The sequence below is a fragment of the Bacillus sp. PPSBB_2 genome (assembly GCF_045291115.1).
GTDB classification, from domain to species: Bacteria; Bacillota; Bacilli; order Bacillales; family Bacillaceae_G; genus Bacillus_A; species Bacillus_A cereus.
In genome coordinates, this window is record NZ_CP147983.1 from 4,557,762 (window position 1) to 4,573,706 (window position 15,945).

Here is a 15,945-nt window from a genome sequence, read left to right on the forward strand (position 1 = left end):
ATGTCTAAAAAGTAATTATACAGAAAAAAGAAGCCGCACAAACGACTTCTTTTTTATTTCAAATATTAGTTGTCATCCATTTTCAGTACAGCCATGAATGCCTCTTGCGGTACTTCTACAGAGCCAACAGACTTCATACGTTTTTTACCTTCTTTTTGCTTATCAAGAAGTTTACGCTTACGAGAAATGTCACCGCCGTAACATTTTGCAAGTACGTTTTTACGCATCGCTTTAATTGTAGAACGTGCTACAACTTTATTTCCGATAGTCGCCTGAATTGGCACTTCGAACTGTTGTCTCGGAATTAATTCTTTTAATTTCTCTACGATTACTTTACCACGGTCATACGCTGAATCACGGTGTACGATAAATGATAAAGCATCCACTTGTTCATTATTTAAAAGAATATCCATTTTCACAAGTTTAGATGGTTTATAGCCAATTAACTCGTAGTCAAATGATGCATACCCTTTCGTATTTGATTTCAATTGATCAAAGAAGTCATATACGATTTCTGATAACGGGATTTCATATGTTAATGTAACACGCGTTTCATCTAAATATTGCATATCAATAAACGTTCCACGTTTACCTTGGCAAATCTCCATTACAGCTCCAACATAGTCATTCGGAACCATAATTGAAGCCTTCACAAACGGCTCTTCTACACGATCGATAGACTGTGGATCTGGCATATTAGATGGGTTATCAACAATAACATCTTCACCGTTAGTTAAATAAACTTTATAAATAACGCTTGGCGCTGTTGTAATTAAGTCAATCTTAAATTCACGTTCAATACGTTCTTGAATGATTTCCATGTGAAGAAGTCCTAAGAAACCACAACGGAAACCAAATCCTAGCGCTTGAGATGTTTCTGGTTCAAACTCAAGGGCAGAATCGTTTAACTCTAATTTTTCTAATGCATCACGTAAATCGTTATAACGAGCAGAGTCAATTGGATACAGACCACAGAATACCATCGGGTTTAACTTACGGTAACCTGCTAACGGCTCTGCAGCTGGACGTTTCGCATGTGTAATCGTATCACCAACGCGTGTGTCACCAACATTTTTAATCGATGCTGCTAAGAAACCTACATCACCTACCGTTAACTCGTCACGTTGCGTAGTTTTCGGTGTAAATACACCTACTTCTGTTACTTCAAATTCTTTACCCGTTGCCATCATACGTACTTTATCGCCAACTTTTACTGTTCCATTTACAACACGGATATAAGCAATTACACCGCGGTATGGATCATATAAAGAGTCGAAAATCATACATTGTAACGGCTCTTCTGAATCACCCGCCGGAGCTGGTACTTTTTCAACAATTTGTTCTAAAATTTCTTCAATACCAATTCCAGCTTTCGCAGAAGCAAGTACCGCTTCTGATGCATCTAAACCAATTACATCTTCTACCTCTTGACGTACACGTTCTGGATCCGCACTCGGTAAGTCGATTTTATTAATAACTGGTAAAATTTCTAAATTATTATCAAGCGCTAAGTATACGTTTGCTAACGTTTGCGCTTCAATACCTTGCGCTGCATCTACTACAAGAATCGCGCCTTCACAAGCCGCTAAACTACGAGATACTTCGTACGTAAAGTCGACGTGTCCTGGTGTATCAATTAAATGAAGAATATACTCTTCACCATCTTTTGCTTTATAGTTTAATTGTACTGCGTTTAATTTGATTGTAATACCACGCTCACGCTCTAAATCCATAGAGTCAAGCAACTGAGCTTTCATTTCACGTTGTGTTAACGCGTTTGTTTTCTCTAAAATACGGTCTGCTAACGTTGATTTTCCGTGGTCAATATGAGCAATAATAGAGAAATTACGGATTTTGGACTGTCTTTTTGCTCTTTCTTCTTTATTCATCTATATTCTCAACTCCTAATAGTCTCGCCAATATACACTAGCACTGATTATATCAATAGAGCAACAAAGATTCAATGAAAACTCGTGCTGCTTACGATACAAATCATTCTATCTATATCTTATGCGAATAAACCATAAGAGACAAACCCTTTTCAAATTTTAAAACGGCTGTCTTACAAACCAGTAAAACAACCGCCTCCCATGTTACTCTTAGCTAAAAATTCCTTTTATTTTCCCAACAACGATATCCGTTCCGAACTTCGTCATTTCATAAGCTACACTTGCTACTGCCATCCCAATTCCTTCTACAACATTAAAACTTCTTAAACGTTCTAACTGTTGTTGTTTTTCTGAGGCCGAAAACGAGCTACCCAAAATTTCTGATTCAGCACCTGTACTTTCTGTCCCTGTCATATGAGCTATTTGTTCATATGACAATTGCTGATAACCTTTCATACTTTTCAAACCATGATTAGCAAGTGCCACTCCTGCTATCATCATAAGTAAACATAAAGCCACACTACATATACACAAAAGCGTAAAGCGACTCAAACGATAATCATCTGTTCCCCTCAATGTGTATATGCTCCCGTATTATCTTGATCAATTTGATGATGCAGCGCCGCATTTAAACCACTCGCTATTACATTCGCCATATCCTCAATAAAAGTATCTACTTCTTTTGGGGTTACCATTAAATTATGACCAAGAGGAGATAGCACTTCATAAATCAGCCTTCTTTTTTCTTCTTCTTCCAACGTACCAACAGCACCTAAAAACATATTTCTGCTCTTTTCATCCGGCATATCTTCTTCTGTTAATTTTTTCTTTTCTCCAAATGAAAATCCCGCTGGTAACAAAGATCGTGAAGGTTTATTTCCTTCTTTCATCTCTCGGCCGAAATGTTTCAAAATAAAATCAATCGTATCACTTGTAATCGAAACAGCATCGACCACAGTCGGAACACCAATTGCGATAACAGGGATACCCAATGTGTCTTTACTTAGTTCTTTACGTTTATTCCCAACCCCCGATCCAGGATGGATTCCAGTATCAGAAATTTGTATCGTGCTATTTACTCGTTCAATAGAACGGGCAGCTAATGCATCAATTGCAATTACAAAGTCCGGGTTCGTCTTCTCAATAATCCCATAAATAACATCGCTCGTTTCGATCCCTGTAATTCCCATTACCCCCGGCCGAATTGCACTAACAGGCCTAAACCCTTCTTCTACACTTTCAGGCTGTAATTGAAACAAATGTCTCGTTACTAATACATTTTCTACAACTATCGGTCCAAGAGCATCTGGTGTTACATTCCAATTCCCAAGACCTACAATTAAACAGCTTGCTTCTTTTGTAACTCCAACCTCTTCTAAGAAACAAGAAAATTCTTTTGCAAAAATACGCTCCACTTTTTGTTGAAGTTCTGTATCTTGCTGACGTATCCCTTGTACTTCAAGCGTTAAATAATTTCCAGGTTTTTTCCCCATCGCTTCAGAGGCAGCTTCATCAATTGTTACTTTTGTAATTATAGTCCCCTCTTCTTCTCTCTCTTTTACAATAACTCCCTGTATCCCTTTTTGTTCTTCTTGGCTTTCTTGCAACATTTGATGAGCTTCTACAGCAAGGTCAGTTCTAATGCTATATTTACTTAAATCTAATGGTTCTTTCATCGTATCTCCTCCGTAATTCATAGTAAATATCGTTAGATTTCCCAAAGTTATATAAGGTCATTCTTTCCTTTACGTGAAATTTCATGGATATACTATTGCAATTCTCTTCACCGTTTGATAGAATATCACTTGTTCTATGTAAGAATCGAGTCATTCGATTGCACCAGGGAGGTGAAAAGTATGGCAAACATCAAATCTGCTATCAAACGCGCTAAACTTAGCGAAGAGCGTCGTGCACATAACGCTTCTATCAAGTCTGACATGCGTTCTGCTGTTAAAACTGTAGAAGCTTTAGTTACTAATAACGATCTTGAAAATGCTAAAGAAGCTTTCAAAACTGCTTCTAAAAAACTTGACAAAGCAGCTCGTAAAGGTCTTATCCACCAAAACGCTGCAGCTCGTCAAAAATCTCGCTTAGCGAAACAAGTAAACGCGTAAGGCGTTTAAAAAACGATCCATTTGGATCGTTTTTTTATATACAAAAAAGTTCATGTACTTAGTACATGAACTTTTTTGTGTCATCACATATGATTTAATCGCATTAAGAAAAACTCGAGCACAAGTTTCTTATCCATCTTTCCCGTCTTCATACTATAATCAGCTTCCGCTAATTCTATAATCACTTTTTTTAATTCTTCAAAAGAGAAAAACTTCGTTTGATTCATTGCCAACTTCACGCGATACGGATGTACACCAATATGAGACGCAATTTGATTTTGTCCATAACCACGTTGCTGTAGCTCTTTCACTTGATACAACAAGCGGAATTGACTCACTAATAACGCAAGCAATTTAATCGGCTCTTCCTGCTGCGTAAATAATCCATCCAAAATTTGCATTGCACCTGCAATATCTTTTTTCACCACTTTTTCTGTCAAAGCGAATACATTTTGCTCAACGGATTTTGGCACAAGCTCTGCAACAAGTTTCGTCGTAATCTCTCCACCCATACCAACGTATAACGTTAACTTGTCCATTTCCTTCGCCAACATTGTTACATTACTTCCCACAAGCTCTAGCAACAAACTAACAGCCGCGTTATCAATATGCACATGCACTTCATCTGCACGAGCAACAATCCATTTCTGAACATCCTGTATTTGCATCGCATTTGCTTCTACTACATCTGCTGTTTTCTTTAATAGTTTTGTAATTTTTTTTCGCTCATCAAGTTTTTCGTAAGGCGCAACAAAAACAAGAATAGAAAATGGAGAAGGTTCACCAATGTATTCTTCTAAAATTTTTATATTTTGCTCTAACTTTTCTTTTTGCGAAGTCAAAAATAACGGTGATTTTATTAACAGTACTTTCCGTTCTCCGAAGAAAGGAAGCGTACGCGCATCCTCAACCACATCTTCTAAATACGCTTCTTCTAAATCGTATGTCACAACATTAAACTCTCGATCTTCTTCTTCAAGTGCTTCTGTCGTAATAAGCTTTATCGTTTCATTTATAAAAAAAGCTTCCGTTCCATATAGTAAATATAACGGAGCAAACTGTTTCTTTTTAATTTTTTTATGTATATCACTCATACTTTTTCCTACTCCCTAACTTGGCAATATATATTTATACTAATGCCCTAGCTTTTGTTTTACAAGTACAAAGGAACAGGCTTTATAACCCGTCCCTTTATTTATATTAAACGCCACGCAATAAGCCCCGGGTTTCTTATTGGTGTGCGGTAATCACCTTCCCTTTATTATTCGCAATAAAAATTTGAGTATAAGTGCCAACTGTTAACATGCTTGGAAACGAAAAACTCACATTACTTCATGATTTAAAAGTAGCAAAAAAGCTCGTTTTCTCTTCATATGGAAATTGTAGATTTTTTTCTGACAATATTTTATACTAAAGTGGAATGTTGGGGAGGGATTCTAAATGAATGATTTTGAACAAAACGTTCAAAGTAAACGCAATGACGCTATTGATTCAGGGGTAGGATTTATCGTCTCATTTGGTTTTTTCGCAACACTTTTCATCATTGCAACTGTTATTAAATTTATCGGTTCTTAAAGACTGCCACTTCATGGCAGTCTTCTCTTTTTCATCTATTATGTGTTTTATCATATGTGATTTTACTTTTAAAGGTTCCATTTTCCCCTTTAAAAACATAGGAAATAGCACCTTGCTTGTCCGTGCGCCATATCGCACTCCCCATCTTCTCAAAACGCTCTATCACTTCTTTATGCGGGTGTCCATACCTATTCTGCTTACCAACAGATATAATCGCTACACGAGGCTGCATGACGTTCAAAAAAGGCTCTATAGATGACGTATTACTCCCATGATGAGCAACTTTTAAAACATCCACTTGTAAATCTGGATATGCCTCTACTAAAATCTTTTCCCCTTCTTCTTCCAAATCGCCTGTAAATAGCCACTTCAACCCTCCAAATTTTTCCCATATTACAATTGAAGCGTTATTTTCGCTTTTTTCTTTTCCTTTTGGAGCTAAAACGAAAAATTCCGCTTCATTTACACTCCAACTCGCCCCTTCCCCCACTTCAGTTATTTTCATTTCCTTTTCTAATGCCTGTTTCTTGATTACTTTTTCTAATACTGCATCTTTTCCCTTTCGGCCAAATACCACTTCTTTTACAGGTATATATGATAATAATTCTTGTGCAGCACCTATATGATCTGCATCTCCATGCGTTACGATTAATTTATCAATTGTTTTAATACCTTCTTTTTGTAAAAAGGGTATTAAAACATCATTCCCAACAGAAAATTCATGCTTTTTTTGTTGCCATTCTTCCTTATTCACACGAAGCGTTCCACCTGTATCAATAAGATAAATCCCTTTATCATACGGAAGGCGAATTAATATTGCATCACCTTGTCCAACATCAATAAATGTTACACTTCCGCTTCCGCTTCCTCTAAAATATGGATATATATAATGACATGTGCTAATAAAAAGAAATACACTTGCAACTATACAAACTATTTTTTTCGGCGCTCTCCGTTCCCAAACCATCAATATGCTGACAATACTCGCGCAATATACAGCTACAAGATTGAGGGGCGTTTCCCCGAAGATAAGCTGGGTAAATGGTAAACTTTCACAATAACTTAGAAAATCATTAGACATACTCAAGCCTATTGATAATACATCGGCAAATCCTTTTGCGAGAAACGGGACAATTGGCATACACAGTAAAATAATAATGCTACATGGTAATACAATGATAGATAAAAACGGAACGTATAAGAGATTGAGGAGAATGCTATATGGAGAAAAATAACCAAAGTGATATAACAAAATCGGAGTACTAACGAGCTGTGAAATGATAGAAATATAAATAGAATTCTGGATTACTCCGTTGCTACTCCCTAACAATAACGGAGCAGACAAAAGTAAAGCGAAGCTACCTACAAAAGAAAACTGAAATCCAATATTAAAAACAAGATAAGGGTCATATATAAGCATGCATATAGCTGTTACACTTAAAGCATCTAAACTAGACAAACGAATCGAGCACATAAAAGCAATCAACATCAAAACTCCTGTTATAGAAGCTCTTATAACAGAGGGTGACGCCCCTGCTAAAACCATATACAAAGGAATACAAACGATAAGGCAAATTGTTGCTACCTCCCTTGTCACACCGCTTCTTAGCAAAATAAAATATACTATTACCATCAACAATACAATGTGCGAACCTGAAATTGCTAACAAATGTACAAGACCAAATTGTTGATATTGCTCTTCCACTTCAAACGTCATTTGTTGTCTATCACCAAATATTAATGCATTCATAAAAGCACCTGATTGCTCTGGAAACATTTCTGTAACTTTCGAGATTGCTTGTTGCCTCAAAAGAAGAATCCATTGCGTGAGCGACAGTGATGTTTTATAGCATTCAGAAATATATGTAGCCTCAAATGTGAAATGAATATGTTGTTTGTATAAATAATCACGGTAATTAAAACCATGAAAATTCCGAGCTGTTTCCGGTTCTTTCCTCTCACCCTCGAATACACATGATATCCCTGCGTATAATTGTTGCATTTTTTTCTTTTCCAAGACTGATTTGATTCTATAACTTAACTGCACTATATTTTTATTCTGATCTTCAAATTGAAAAGATAGGCGATCCCCATTAACAAGCGGTGTGTTTTGTATAACCCCTCTTGTAACTGCATAGGGCTTCCCTAGAGGCTTATTCCATACTTGAACATAGGAAGTATATATAACGCTACTAAAGCACGCTACAATACAAAAAATGAAGGTTTTACGCGAAGTGCGATATAAACAAAAGAAAACATTTAAAAAGAGGCAAAAAACTATCAATAAAAGTGACGATGAAAAGGCAATTGCAACCCCTATTATAAACGAGATTGCAACATACCCCCATTGTTCTTGCAACTTATACTCACTCCTTATAGCATCATTTTTGCTTTCGTGAATACATGCCGTAATTCTTCTATTGATAAATTATCTTTTTCTAAAGACGCAAATAATTCTTTCAACTCTGTATAACGTTTTTGATCCTCTAATGCAGCAATATCATATTCTAGCGGAACGTGTTTCACTGTTACATTCGCTTGTTCAAATAACTCTATGGCGTATGGATGATTTTTATAATCCTGCGCATAATAAACCGCTGTAATACCACTTTGAATAATTGCCTTACAACATTGTAAACAAGGGAAATGCGTAACGTAAATTTCTGCTTCCTCTGTTTTCGCACCAAACTTGGCACATTGTAATAAAGCATTCATTTCGGCATGAATTGTCCGAACACAATGATTATCGATTACGTAACAACCATCATCTATACAATGTACGCCACCTTTAATTGAACCATTATATCCACCAGCAATAATTCGTTTATCGCGAACGATTGTCGCTCCTACCGCAAGCCTTGTACATGTACTACGCAAAGATAGTAGATGGCTTTGCGTCATAAAATATTGATCCCATGAAATTCGTTCCATATTTTTCACCTACTTTTTTGTCTACTTGTAGTGTAGCGAAAGAAGAAAAACTTCGTCAATCTTTTACGGAATAATAATTTGATCTTTTATCTTTTCAAGAGACTTCGCACCAATCCCATCAATCTCTAATAAATCTTCTATTTTCTGAAACGGACCATGTTCTTCTCGATATTTCAAAATACTTTCTGCCTTTCGAGAGCCAATCCCTGTAATTTTTTCTAGTTGTTCTTTCGCCGCTGTATTTATTCGAATCTTGCCATCTTCCTTAGAAGAAGTAAGCACCCCTTGTTCTGATTCATTTTTACTCGGTATATAAAGAAGCATTTGATCTTGTACAATTTGTGCTAAATTCACTTTTTTCATATCTACTTCTGATAAAAAACCACCAGCCTTTTGAACCGCATCCTTTACGCGATCTCCTTCCTTCATTTCATATACCCCTTCTTTACTAACCGCTCCTTTCACATCAATTATAATTGTTCTTTTCTGTTCCTTTGTATCCGATATTTTCGGTTTACCCTTTTTTTCGATTTCCTTCTCTTGTACATTCATTGTAATAGGCGTTCGTTCTACACTCTGATTCGTTTTCCAAAAAACAAGAAAAAGTAAAGTTCCAATAATAGCTACTAAACCTAACCACTTTTTCGGAAAATCCCACATCATTTTACACCTCTAATCATAAATTTATAACATCATTCATATTGTTTAGGAGAAAGCTGTTACGAAGGAGGGATGAAACTTTGAACATAGGAATTATAGGGACAGGAAACATGGGGAATATACTAATCGATGCATTTTTAGAAACCCGTGCTGTCAAACCTTCGTGCCTTACAATCATTAATCGGACGCCTGCAAAAGCATATCATATAAAAGAAAAATACCCTTCTGTTCATATAGCAAAAACAATCCCGGAAGTAATCGAACAATCACAACTTATTTTTATTTGTGTCAAGCCGATAGATATATACCCTATCCTAAAAAAATACGCTGAACATTTTTCTGATGAAACGTGCTTAGTTTCTATTACAAGTCCAATATCTCCATCACAATTAGAGACTCTCGTACCTTGCCACGTCGCGCGTATCATTCCAAGTATCACAAATCGCGCGCTCTCTGGCGCCTCACTATTTACATTTGGAGATAATTGCTCTGAAGAATGGCAACAAAAACTACTTCGTCTATTCAAAAACATTTCTACACCTCTTGTAATAGAAGAAGATATAACGCGCGTTTCATCTGATATAGCAAGTTGCGGTCCTGCTTTCTTTAGTTATTTACTACAATGCTTCATTAACGCTGCTGTAGATAAAACAAATATTACACACGAAGAGGCTACTACTTTAGTAAGTGAAATGGTCGTGGGGATGGGGAAATTACTTGAAAAAGAAATCTTCACATTACCTACCTTACAAGAAAAGGTTTGCGTGAAAGGCGGCGTTACTGGGGAAGGCATTCGGGTTTTAGAAGAGCACGTTGGAGATATGTTCCATAAGTTAATCGAGCGAACACATGAAAAATTTGATGAAGATTTAGAATGCGTTGATCAGCAATTCAATAAACACACATAATAAATACGTCATTTTCATTCCAAATCCTTTTTATAAATACTTACTTTTTTACAATACATTTTCACTTCAACTACTATTCCCGCACTTTACTCATACGATCTTCAGATTATGCTAGAACTAAAAATACATCTTCTTTATAAAACAAAAGCAACCTTCTCGGTTGCTTTTGTTTTATCCGTTTTTCTTCGCCATGAAGAAAATACGCTCTGTTTGTTCTGTAACTTCAAGTCGCTCAAAATCACCTGTTACACGAAGCACTGTAAAACCTGCTTCTTCAAGCCATTTCGTTAACTCTGCCACTTGATATGCACGTTGCACGTGACATTCGTCAAACCGATGGTACACATCTTCTTCCGGATCTTGAACAAAGAATGTTAAATCATGCTCTACACTATTTGATTCTTCACCAGGGAAGCAATTCCAAATAAGAGATATTTCTTCTCCATTCACTGTATACGTTTCATTTTGAAATACATGATGTATTTTATATAAAGAATGTACATCAAATAAAAACAAACCATCTTGACGTAAATGGTGAAATACTCTTCTAAATGTTTCTTGTACTCCATCTTCTTGCAATACATAATTTAATGAATCACAAAAGATGGTTACACAATCAAACTCACCTGGAACATCAAGCTCTCGCATGTCTTGTTGATAAAAAGGAATAAAGTATCCCTCTCCTCCTAGTTTTTGCTGAGCGACTGTTAACATTTCTTCTGAAAGATCGACACCTATTAAATCGTAACCCTTTTGCACAAGCGGCAGGGTTACATTACCCGTACCGCATGCTACATCAAGAATTTTTGCCTCTTTCATATCTGCCTGCTGTAAACTTTCCTCTGTAAATTCCACCCATTTATCATAAGGGACATCATTCATTAGTTCGTCGTACAACAATGCAAATTGTTCGTATTTCATTGGCCTAACTCTTCTGTAATATCTTCACGTGGCACATCGCCCCATAGACGCTCTAAATTATAGTGATTACGCTCATCTTTATGGAATACATGAGCAACTACATCTCCAAGATCAACTAATACCCAACGTGCTTCGTCAAACCCTTCCATACGTTGTACGTCGATTTGGAACTCATGTGCTTTTGATTTAATTTCACGTGCAATTGCTTGCACTTGTTTGTCTGAATTCCCGTGACAAATAATGAAATAATCTGCAATTGGTGAAATACCTTGCATATTTAGGACAACCATATCTTCTGCTCTCTTATCATCAGCTGCTTTTGCCGCTAATACTAATAAATCTTTATCGTTCATTTACTCATTTCCTCCTTGATAACTGCATTGTATGTTTGGAATGTTAATGGATAAATCGTCTGATCTTTTTCCATTAAAAATTGAATTGTTCTCTTTAACGCAAATAATAAAGCTTGATTTATATCCGTATATGCGAGTTTACGAGCCTCTTCCACTCCTGGAAACTTTCGCCCAGGTTCAATGTAATCAGCTACATAAATCACTTTATCTAACATCGTCATATTCTCATGACCACTTGTATGATATGTAATAGCTTGCAAAATTTCAGAATCCGTAATGCCTACTTCTTTTTCTACTAAGTATGCCCCAACAGGTGCATGCCATAACTCTTTGTTATAGCAAAGTAAATCTTTCGGCAAATCTTCACGTTTAATAATCTCTTCCATCTCTGAAATCGCTCTACATTTCGCATAATCATGGAATATAGCTGCCATCTCTGCTTTTTTTTCGTCCACACCGTATAACTTAGCAAGCTCAATCGCTGTCTCCATTACACCAATTGTGTGTATATAACGTTTTTCATGCATTTGTTGTTTGACAATATGCAGTGCATTCTCACGATTCATACAACCCATTCCTCTCGATATATACCTGTACTTTTTCGGGAAGTAAATATTTACACGTTTTCTTCTCCTTATATCTCTCACGTAATAAGGATGAAGAAACTGCAAATTCCGGAATTTCCACTGTAGTAATCTTATATGGTGTATGCAATGTATACCCAGGTCTTGCAACTCCAACAAACGTTACAAGATTAAGTAAAGCTTCAATGTTATACCACTTCGGTAAATACTCAACCATATCCCCACCAATAATAAAGTGAAACTGCACATCCGGATACTTCTTCGTCAATTGTAACATAGTGTCATACGTATAAGATGGGCCCTTCCTACTTAGCTCTTCTAAACAAATAGAAAAGTGCTCTTCTGCCTCAGTCGCGAGCTCTAACATATGTAAACGACTTTCTACACTTGTAATATTCCGCCCTTGTTTATGTGGCGGAATCTGGTTTGGCAAGAACCATACTTCTTCCAAGTTCAAAGCGTGATATACTTCATTTGCAATTAGCAAATGTCCATAGTGAGGCGGATCAAATGTACCGCCAATGATGCCAATTTTTCTCAAAAGAAACGCCCCTTCCTTTTACATACAGCAACTCTCCTCGGTTAGGAATGAAGAGAGTTGCTATTAATAAAAGTTCAATTGGTTTCGCTCTCTACATCATTACGCATAAACGATAAAAATAGCGCATGCTAGTCTTTTTATCGAGGAAGCTTAATTTGTTTATTTTCTCTTGATTCTTTGTATAAAACGATTGTGCTTCCAATTACTTGAACGATTTCAGCACGTGCACCTTTTGCAAGTTCTTCCGCAACCTCACGGCGATCAAATTCACAGCTTTGTAATACACTTACTTTAAATAACTCACGAGCTTCTAAAGTATCTGCGATTTGTTTAATCATATTTTCATTTACTCCGCCTTTTCCTACTTGAAAAATTGGTGTTAAATGATGTGCTTGTGCACGTAAAAATCTTTTTTGTTTTCCTGTTAACATATATGTTAGCCTCCAAGCTTTTCTATAACTAATTGTTTCATTCTCTCGATATTTGGCGTGCGTCCTGTCCACATTTCAAATGCAAGTGCTCCTTGATAAACAAACATATCAATACCATTTTGAATGATTGCACCTTGCTCTTTTGCCTCACATAAAATTTTCGTTTCAAATGGATTATAAATTATATCTGATACAATCGTTCCTTTTTTTAACGAACAAATTTGTAATGGCGTATGTTCTACGTGTGGATGCATACCTATCGTTGTCGTCTGAATGATAATATCATAATTTCCTTGTTCTTCTGTCGCTTTTTCTAACGACAAAGCAACAGAATTAACATCGGCCGTACGTGCAGCAATAAGTTCCTTCGCCTTATCTACTGTACGATTGGCTACATCAATCTCTTTTACACCTACATCAGCAAGAGAAAAATAAATAGCTCGGCTAGCACCACCTGAACCAAGTAACAAAATACGTTTCCCTTGAAGTGGTTCATTACTAATTGACTGCAACGCTCGAACAAAACCAATCCCGTCTGTATTATAGCCAATTAATCTTCCATCCTTATGAACCACTGTATTTACTGCACCGATTTTCCTTGCCAATGGGTCAATCTCATCCAAATACTCCATAATAGCAACCTTGTGCGGAGTTGTTACATTAAATCCTGAAATACCTAATGCTTTTAAACCTCTTACTGCTTCCCCTAGCAATTCCTCTTCAACAAGGAACGCATGATAATGGGCATCCATATTCAAGTGTTCAAATGCATCGTTATGCATAACGGGTGATAATGAATGTCCAATTGGATTTCCGATTACACCATATAATTGTTTCATAAATCCCTCTCCATATTAAATTAAAGATTTACGTAGTGAAACACTTACTCCTTTTGGTACGTGTGCAACAATTTTTGCTCCTGGTTCGTTCACAGTAACCCATCCTAATCCAGAGAATACAACATCCGTTTTAGGTTCACGAATATTAAATTCGTATTTCACTAGCTCAGGCATATTTGCTAATTCTTCTGGCGTTGGTGGGCTTAGTAAATCCCCGGCATGATTTTTATATAATTCATCTGCTTTCTCAAGCTTTGTACGATGGATTGTTAAGCGATTCGAGAAGTGACAAGTAAATGCACGACGACCACCACTTACATAATCAAAACGTGCCAATCCACTAAAGAATAACGTTTGTTCTTCATTTAATTGGAATACCATCGGCTTAATTTCTTTTGTTGGTGTAATAAGCTTTAAGCTTTGCTTTCCAACATAATGAGCCATTTGGTGGTGGTTAATAATACCTGGCGTATCATATAAAGAAGACTCTTCGTCCAATGGAATATCAATTAAATCAAGTGTTGTTCCTGGGAAATGAGATGTTGTAATTACATTTTCAGTCTCATCACTAAATTCTGTAATCATACGATTAATAAATGTCGATTTCCCTACATTCGTACATCCAACAACATAAACATCTTTGCCGCCGCGATAATACTCAATAGCATCTGCTAATTCAGCGATTCCTTGTCCCTTCGCTGCACTAATTAAAAAGACATCTTCTGGTTTTAATCCTAGCTGCTTTGCACTATAGCGCATCCAATGTTTTACTTTATCATGTTTTACTGACTTTGGAATTAAATCAGCTTTATTTCCAACAAGTAATACTTTATTATTCCCTACGAAACGATGTAAGCCAGGTAACCAGCTACCATTAAAATCAAAAATATCTACAATTTTGACTACTAATGCATCTGATTTTCCAATTCCATTTAAAATGCGTAGGAAGTCATCATCTGTTAACGATACATCTTGAATTTCATTGTAATGCTTCAAGCGAAAACAACGTTGACAAATAACTTGTTCTTTCTCTAAAGATGAGGCAGGAGCATACCCCACTTCGTTTTTATTTTCTGTTTGAATTTCTACACCGCAACCAATACATTTAATTGTTTCAGTCAAACTTTATTCCTCCCAGTTAATTAAACCTTTTTTCTTCATATTTTTCATAATTCTTCGTTCAATTTTTCGATTAAAGCGCGTTACTAATCCGTCCGTTTGTGCTACCGGTACAACTAAAATTGTATGAAGGCCTACTCGGTTTCCACCAAGCACGTCAGTCAGTAACTGATCTCCAATTACTACAACTTCATCTGGCTGCAAACGCATCTCTTGTATCGCACGCTTAAATGCGCGAACAAATGGTTTACGTGCACTATGAATAAATGGAATACCTAATGGATCAGCAAAATCTTTTACACGTTGCTCATTATTATTTGAAACGACCGTTACTTGAATGCCTTGCTCTTTCATTTCCAAAAACCATTTTTCAAGTTGCGGTGTTGCATTGGGACGATCCCATTCAATTAAAGTGTTATCTAAGTCAGTAATAACACCTTTAATCCCACGTTTTTTTAAATCTTCTGGTTGAACATGATATACATTTTTCACATATTCATTTGGTAAAAATAGTTTCAATTTCTTTCACCTCTTTGAGGATTTTTCATAAAATTTTTCGACAACATTTTTCGATATATAACCTGTGGATAAAATTGTACACATTTTCCACATTAATTTTTCAGTTAATTTGGAATTTACTAACAAACTATACACACTTTATCCACCTAGGTATGTGGATAACCACTCGTTTGTGACTGTCATATTTTTTTGGTACATTAAATGCATCAACGAATCAATCCTTATATTATTAGGAGGTGACTCACCTTGAAAACAAAACATATGGAACAGTTATCCACTGAGTTACTCACTGAGTCTTATTATAAAGCAAAAGAACTAAAATTAAATCCCGACTTCATTTTACTTATAAAACAAGAAATCATTAGACGCTCATTAGAGGACAAGCTTGTCAAATCATCTTGATTACATATAAAGTGAAAGTTTAATCAGCCCTTACCAATTAAACAGTTAAAGGATAATTTATTGGATGCCCTGTAAAAAGAGCCATCCTACGATGGCTCTCGAATAAACAAGTACTCCCATCTAGGGGATTTCATCATTAAGTATCTTTGCCCATAACTC

19 protein-coding genes are annotated in these 15,945 nt (G+C 36.2%); 4 read left to right on the forward strand and 15 right to left on the reverse strand.

All coding sequences use genetic code 11. The features are described 5' to 3' along the window. Nucleotides 1-65 precede the first annotated feature (65 nt). The 3 genes from lepA to gpr all read right to left on the reverse strand — a co-directional run bounded on the left by lepA (nt 66) and on the right by gpr (nt 3,565). The gene (lepA, locus tag V6946_RS22990; protein ID WP_001030949.1) at nt 66-1,889 is read right to left on the reverse strand and encodes an elongation factor 4; all 1,824 of its coding nucleotides are present in this window, start codon (nt 1,887-1,889) and stop codon (nt 66-68) included. A 210-nt stretch (nt 1,890-2,099) separates the two neighbouring features. Beyond that, on the reverse strand, nt 2,100-2,465 hold the full coding sequence (locus V6946_RS22995; protein ID WP_001215037.1) for a YqxA family protein: 366 nt from the start codon (nt 2,463-2,465) through the stop codon (nt 2,100-2,102). Further along, complete coding sequence (gpr, locus tag V6946_RS23000) at nt 2,462-3,565, reverse strand: GPR endopeptidase (RefSeq protein WP_000662616.1); 1,104 nt, start codon at nt 3,563-3,565, stop codon at nt 2,462-2,464. The genes V6946_RS22995 and gpr overlap by 4 nt, the downstream gene beginning before the upstream one ends. A 180-nt stretch (nt 3,566-3,745) precedes the next feature. Here gpr and rpsT point away from each other — a divergent pair, with 180 nt between their 5' ends. Further along, nucleotides 3,746-4,003, forward strand: coding sequence for a 30S ribosomal protein S20 (gene rpsT / locus V6946_RS23005; RefSeq protein WP_001274011.1), 258 nt, complete (start codon nt 3,746-3,748; stop codon nt 4,001-4,003). Between the two features lie 83 nt (nt 4,004-4,086). Here rpsT and holA read toward each other — a convergent pair whose 3' ends face one another. Then, nucleotides 4,087-5,097 (reverse strand): DNA polymerase III subunit delta, encoded by a 1,011-nt coding sequence (gene holA / locus V6946_RS23010; RefSeq protein WP_001279916.1) that lies wholly within the window; start codon nt 5,095-5,097, stop codon nt 4,087-4,089. 346 nt (nt 5,098-5,443) lie between these two features. On the opposite strand from holA, the gene V6946_RS23015 reads away from it, so the two are divergent. After that, complete coding sequence (locus V6946_RS23015; RefSeq protein ID WP_000997609.1) at nt 5,444-5,578, forward strand: YqzM family protein; 135 nt, start codon at nt 5,444-5,446, stop codon at nt 5,576-5,578. A gap of 31 nt (nt 5,579-5,609) precedes the next feature. Here V6946_RS23015 and V6946_RS23020 read toward each other — a convergent pair whose 3' ends face one another. From V6946_RS23020 to V6946_RS23030, 3 genes are all read right to left on the reverse strand, one after another. Continuing rightward, the gene (locus tag V6946_RS23020) at nt 5,610-7,937 is read right to left on the reverse strand and encodes a DNA internalization-related competence protein ComEC/Rec2 (RefSeq protein WP_406622126.1); all 2,328 of its coding nucleotides are present in this window, start codon (nt 7,935-7,937) and stop codon (nt 5,610-5,612) included. A gap of 14 nt (nt 7,938-7,951) precedes the next feature. Further along, nucleotides 7,952-8,509, reverse strand: coding sequence for a ComE operon protein 2 (locus V6946_RS23025; RefSeq protein ID WP_366981683.1), 558 nt, complete (start codon nt 8,507-8,509; stop codon nt 7,952-7,954). 63 nt (nt 8,510-8,572) lie between these two features. After that, the gene (locus tag V6946_RS23030; RefSeq protein ID WP_000989937.1) at nt 8,573-9,172 is read right to left on the reverse strand and encodes a helix-hairpin-helix domain-containing protein; all 600 of its coding nucleotides are present in this window, start codon (nt 9,170-9,172) and stop codon (nt 8,573-8,575) included. A 77-nt stretch (nt 9,173-9,249) separates the two neighbouring features. Between V6946_RS23030 and comER the strand changes: the two genes are divergently transcribed. Further along, on the forward strand, nt 9,250-10,077 hold the full coding sequence (comER, locus tag V6946_RS23035; protein WP_001020554.1) for a late competence protein ComER: 828 nt from the start codon (nt 9,250-9,252) through the stop codon (nt 10,075-10,077). Between the two features lie 171 nt (nt 10,078-10,248). Here comER and V6946_RS23040 read toward each other — a convergent pair whose 3' ends face one another. The 8 genes from V6946_RS23040 to V6946_RS23075 all read right to left on the reverse strand — a co-directional run bounded on the left by V6946_RS23040 (nt 10,249) and on the right by V6946_RS23075 (nt 15,384). Next, nucleotides 10,249-10,998, reverse strand: coding sequence for a class I SAM-dependent methyltransferase (locus V6946_RS23040; RefSeq protein ID WP_366981368.1), 750 nt, complete (start codon nt 10,996-10,998; stop codon nt 10,249-10,251). After that, nucleotides 10,995-11,351: a ribosome silencing factor gene (gene rsfS / locus V6946_RS23045; protein WP_000998173.1), complete on the reverse strand. Its 357-nt coding sequence runs from the start codon at nt 11,349-11,351 to the stop codon at nt 10,995-10,997. Before rsfS ends, V6946_RS23040 begins: the two co-directional genes overlap by 4 nt. After that, a complete protein-coding gene (gene yqeK, locus V6946_RS23050; protein ID WP_001078477.1) occupies nt 11,348-11,917 on the reverse strand; it encodes a bis(5'-nucleosyl)-tetraphosphatase (symmetrical) YqeK in 570 nt (189 codons plus the stop codon). Before yqeK ends, rsfS begins: the two co-directional genes overlap by 4 nt. After that, nucleotides 11,907-12,476, reverse strand: a complete 570-nt coding sequence (gene nadD / locus V6946_RS23055) for a nicotinate-nucleotide adenylyltransferase (protein WP_001226048.1) — start codon at nt 12,474-12,476, stop codon at nt 11,907-11,909. Before nadD ends, yqeK begins: the two co-directional genes overlap by 11 nt. A 137-nt stretch (nt 12,477-12,613) precedes the next feature. Next, entirely contained in the window at nt 12,614-12,907 is a 294-nt protein-coding gene (gene yhbY / locus V6946_RS23060; RefSeq protein ID WP_366981370.1) for a ribosome assembly RNA-binding protein YhbY, read from the reverse strand. Nucleotides 12,908-12,912: 5 nt separating this feature from the next. Continuing rightward, entirely contained in the window at nt 12,913-13,746 is an 834-nt protein-coding gene (gene aroE / locus V6946_RS23065) for a shikimate dehydrogenase (RefSeq protein WP_000812076.1), read from the reverse strand. A 15-nt stretch (nt 13,747-13,761) separates the two neighbouring features. Next, nucleotides 13,762-14,868, reverse strand: a complete 1,107-nt coding sequence (gene yqeH / locus V6946_RS23070) for a ribosome biogenesis GTPase YqeH (RefSeq protein WP_366981371.1) — start codon at nt 14,866-14,868, stop codon at nt 13,762-13,764. A gap of 3 nt (nt 14,869-14,871) precedes the next feature. Next, nucleotides 14,872-15,384 (reverse strand): YqeG family HAD IIIA-type phosphatase, encoded by a 513-nt coding sequence (locus V6946_RS23075; RefSeq protein WP_000765314.1) that lies wholly within the window; start codon nt 15,382-15,384, stop codon nt 14,872-14,874. A gap of 246 nt (nt 15,385-15,630) precedes the next feature. Between V6946_RS23075 and V6946_RS23080 the strand changes: the two genes are divergently transcribed. Next, nucleotides 15,631-15,786: a sporulation histidine kinase inhibitor Sda gene (locus V6946_RS23080; RefSeq protein WP_000850094.1), complete on the forward strand. Its 156-nt coding sequence runs from the start codon at nt 15,631-15,633 to the stop codon at nt 15,784-15,786. The last annotated feature ends 159 nt before the right edge of the window (nt 15,787-15,945 follow it).

Coding starts and splice junctions, on each gene's coding strand:
- yqeK (WP_001078477.1), bottom strand. CDS start 11,917: ATGAATCGTGAGAATGCACTGCATATTGTCAAACAACAAATGCATGAA.
- holA (WP_001279916.1), bottom strand. CDS start 5,097: ATGAGTGATATACATAAAAAAATTAAAAAGAAACAGTTTGCTCCGTTA.
- V6946_RS23025 (WP_366981683.1), bottom strand. CDS start 8,509: ATGGAACGAATTTCATGGGATCAATATTTTATGACGCAAAGCCATCTA.
- V6946_RS23015 (WP_000997609.1), top strand. CDS start 5,444: ATGAATGATTTTGAACAAAACGTTCAAAGTAAACGCAATGACGCTATT.
- V6946_RS23040 (WP_366981368.1), bottom strand. CDS start 10,998: ATGAAATACGAACAATTTGCATTGTTGTACGACGAACTAATGAATGAT.
- aroE (WP_000812076.1), bottom strand. CDS start 13,746: ATGAAACAATTATATGGTGTAATCGGAAATCCAATTGGACATTCATTA.
- V6946_RS23030 (WP_000989937.1), bottom strand. CDS start 9,172: ATGATGTGGGATTTTCCGAAAAAGTGGTTAGGTTTAGTAGCTATTATT.
- gpr (WP_000662616.1), bottom strand. CDS start 3,565: ATGAAAGAACCATTAGATTTAAGTAAATATAGCATTAGAACTGACCTT.
- lepA (WP_001030949.1), bottom strand. CDS start 1,889: ATGAATAAAGAAGAAAGAGCAAAAAGACAGTCCAAAATCCGTAATTTC.
- rpsT (WP_001274011.1), top strand. CDS start 3,746: ATGGCAAACATCAAATCTGCTATCAAACGCGCTAAACTTAGCGAAGAG.
- yhbY (WP_366981370.1), bottom strand. CDS start 12,907: ATGTTAACAGGAAAACAAAAAAGATTTTTACGTGCACAAGCACATCAT.
- rsfS (WP_000998173.1), bottom strand. CDS start 11,351: ATGAACGATAAAGATTTATTAGTATTAGCGGCAAAAGCAGCTGATGAT.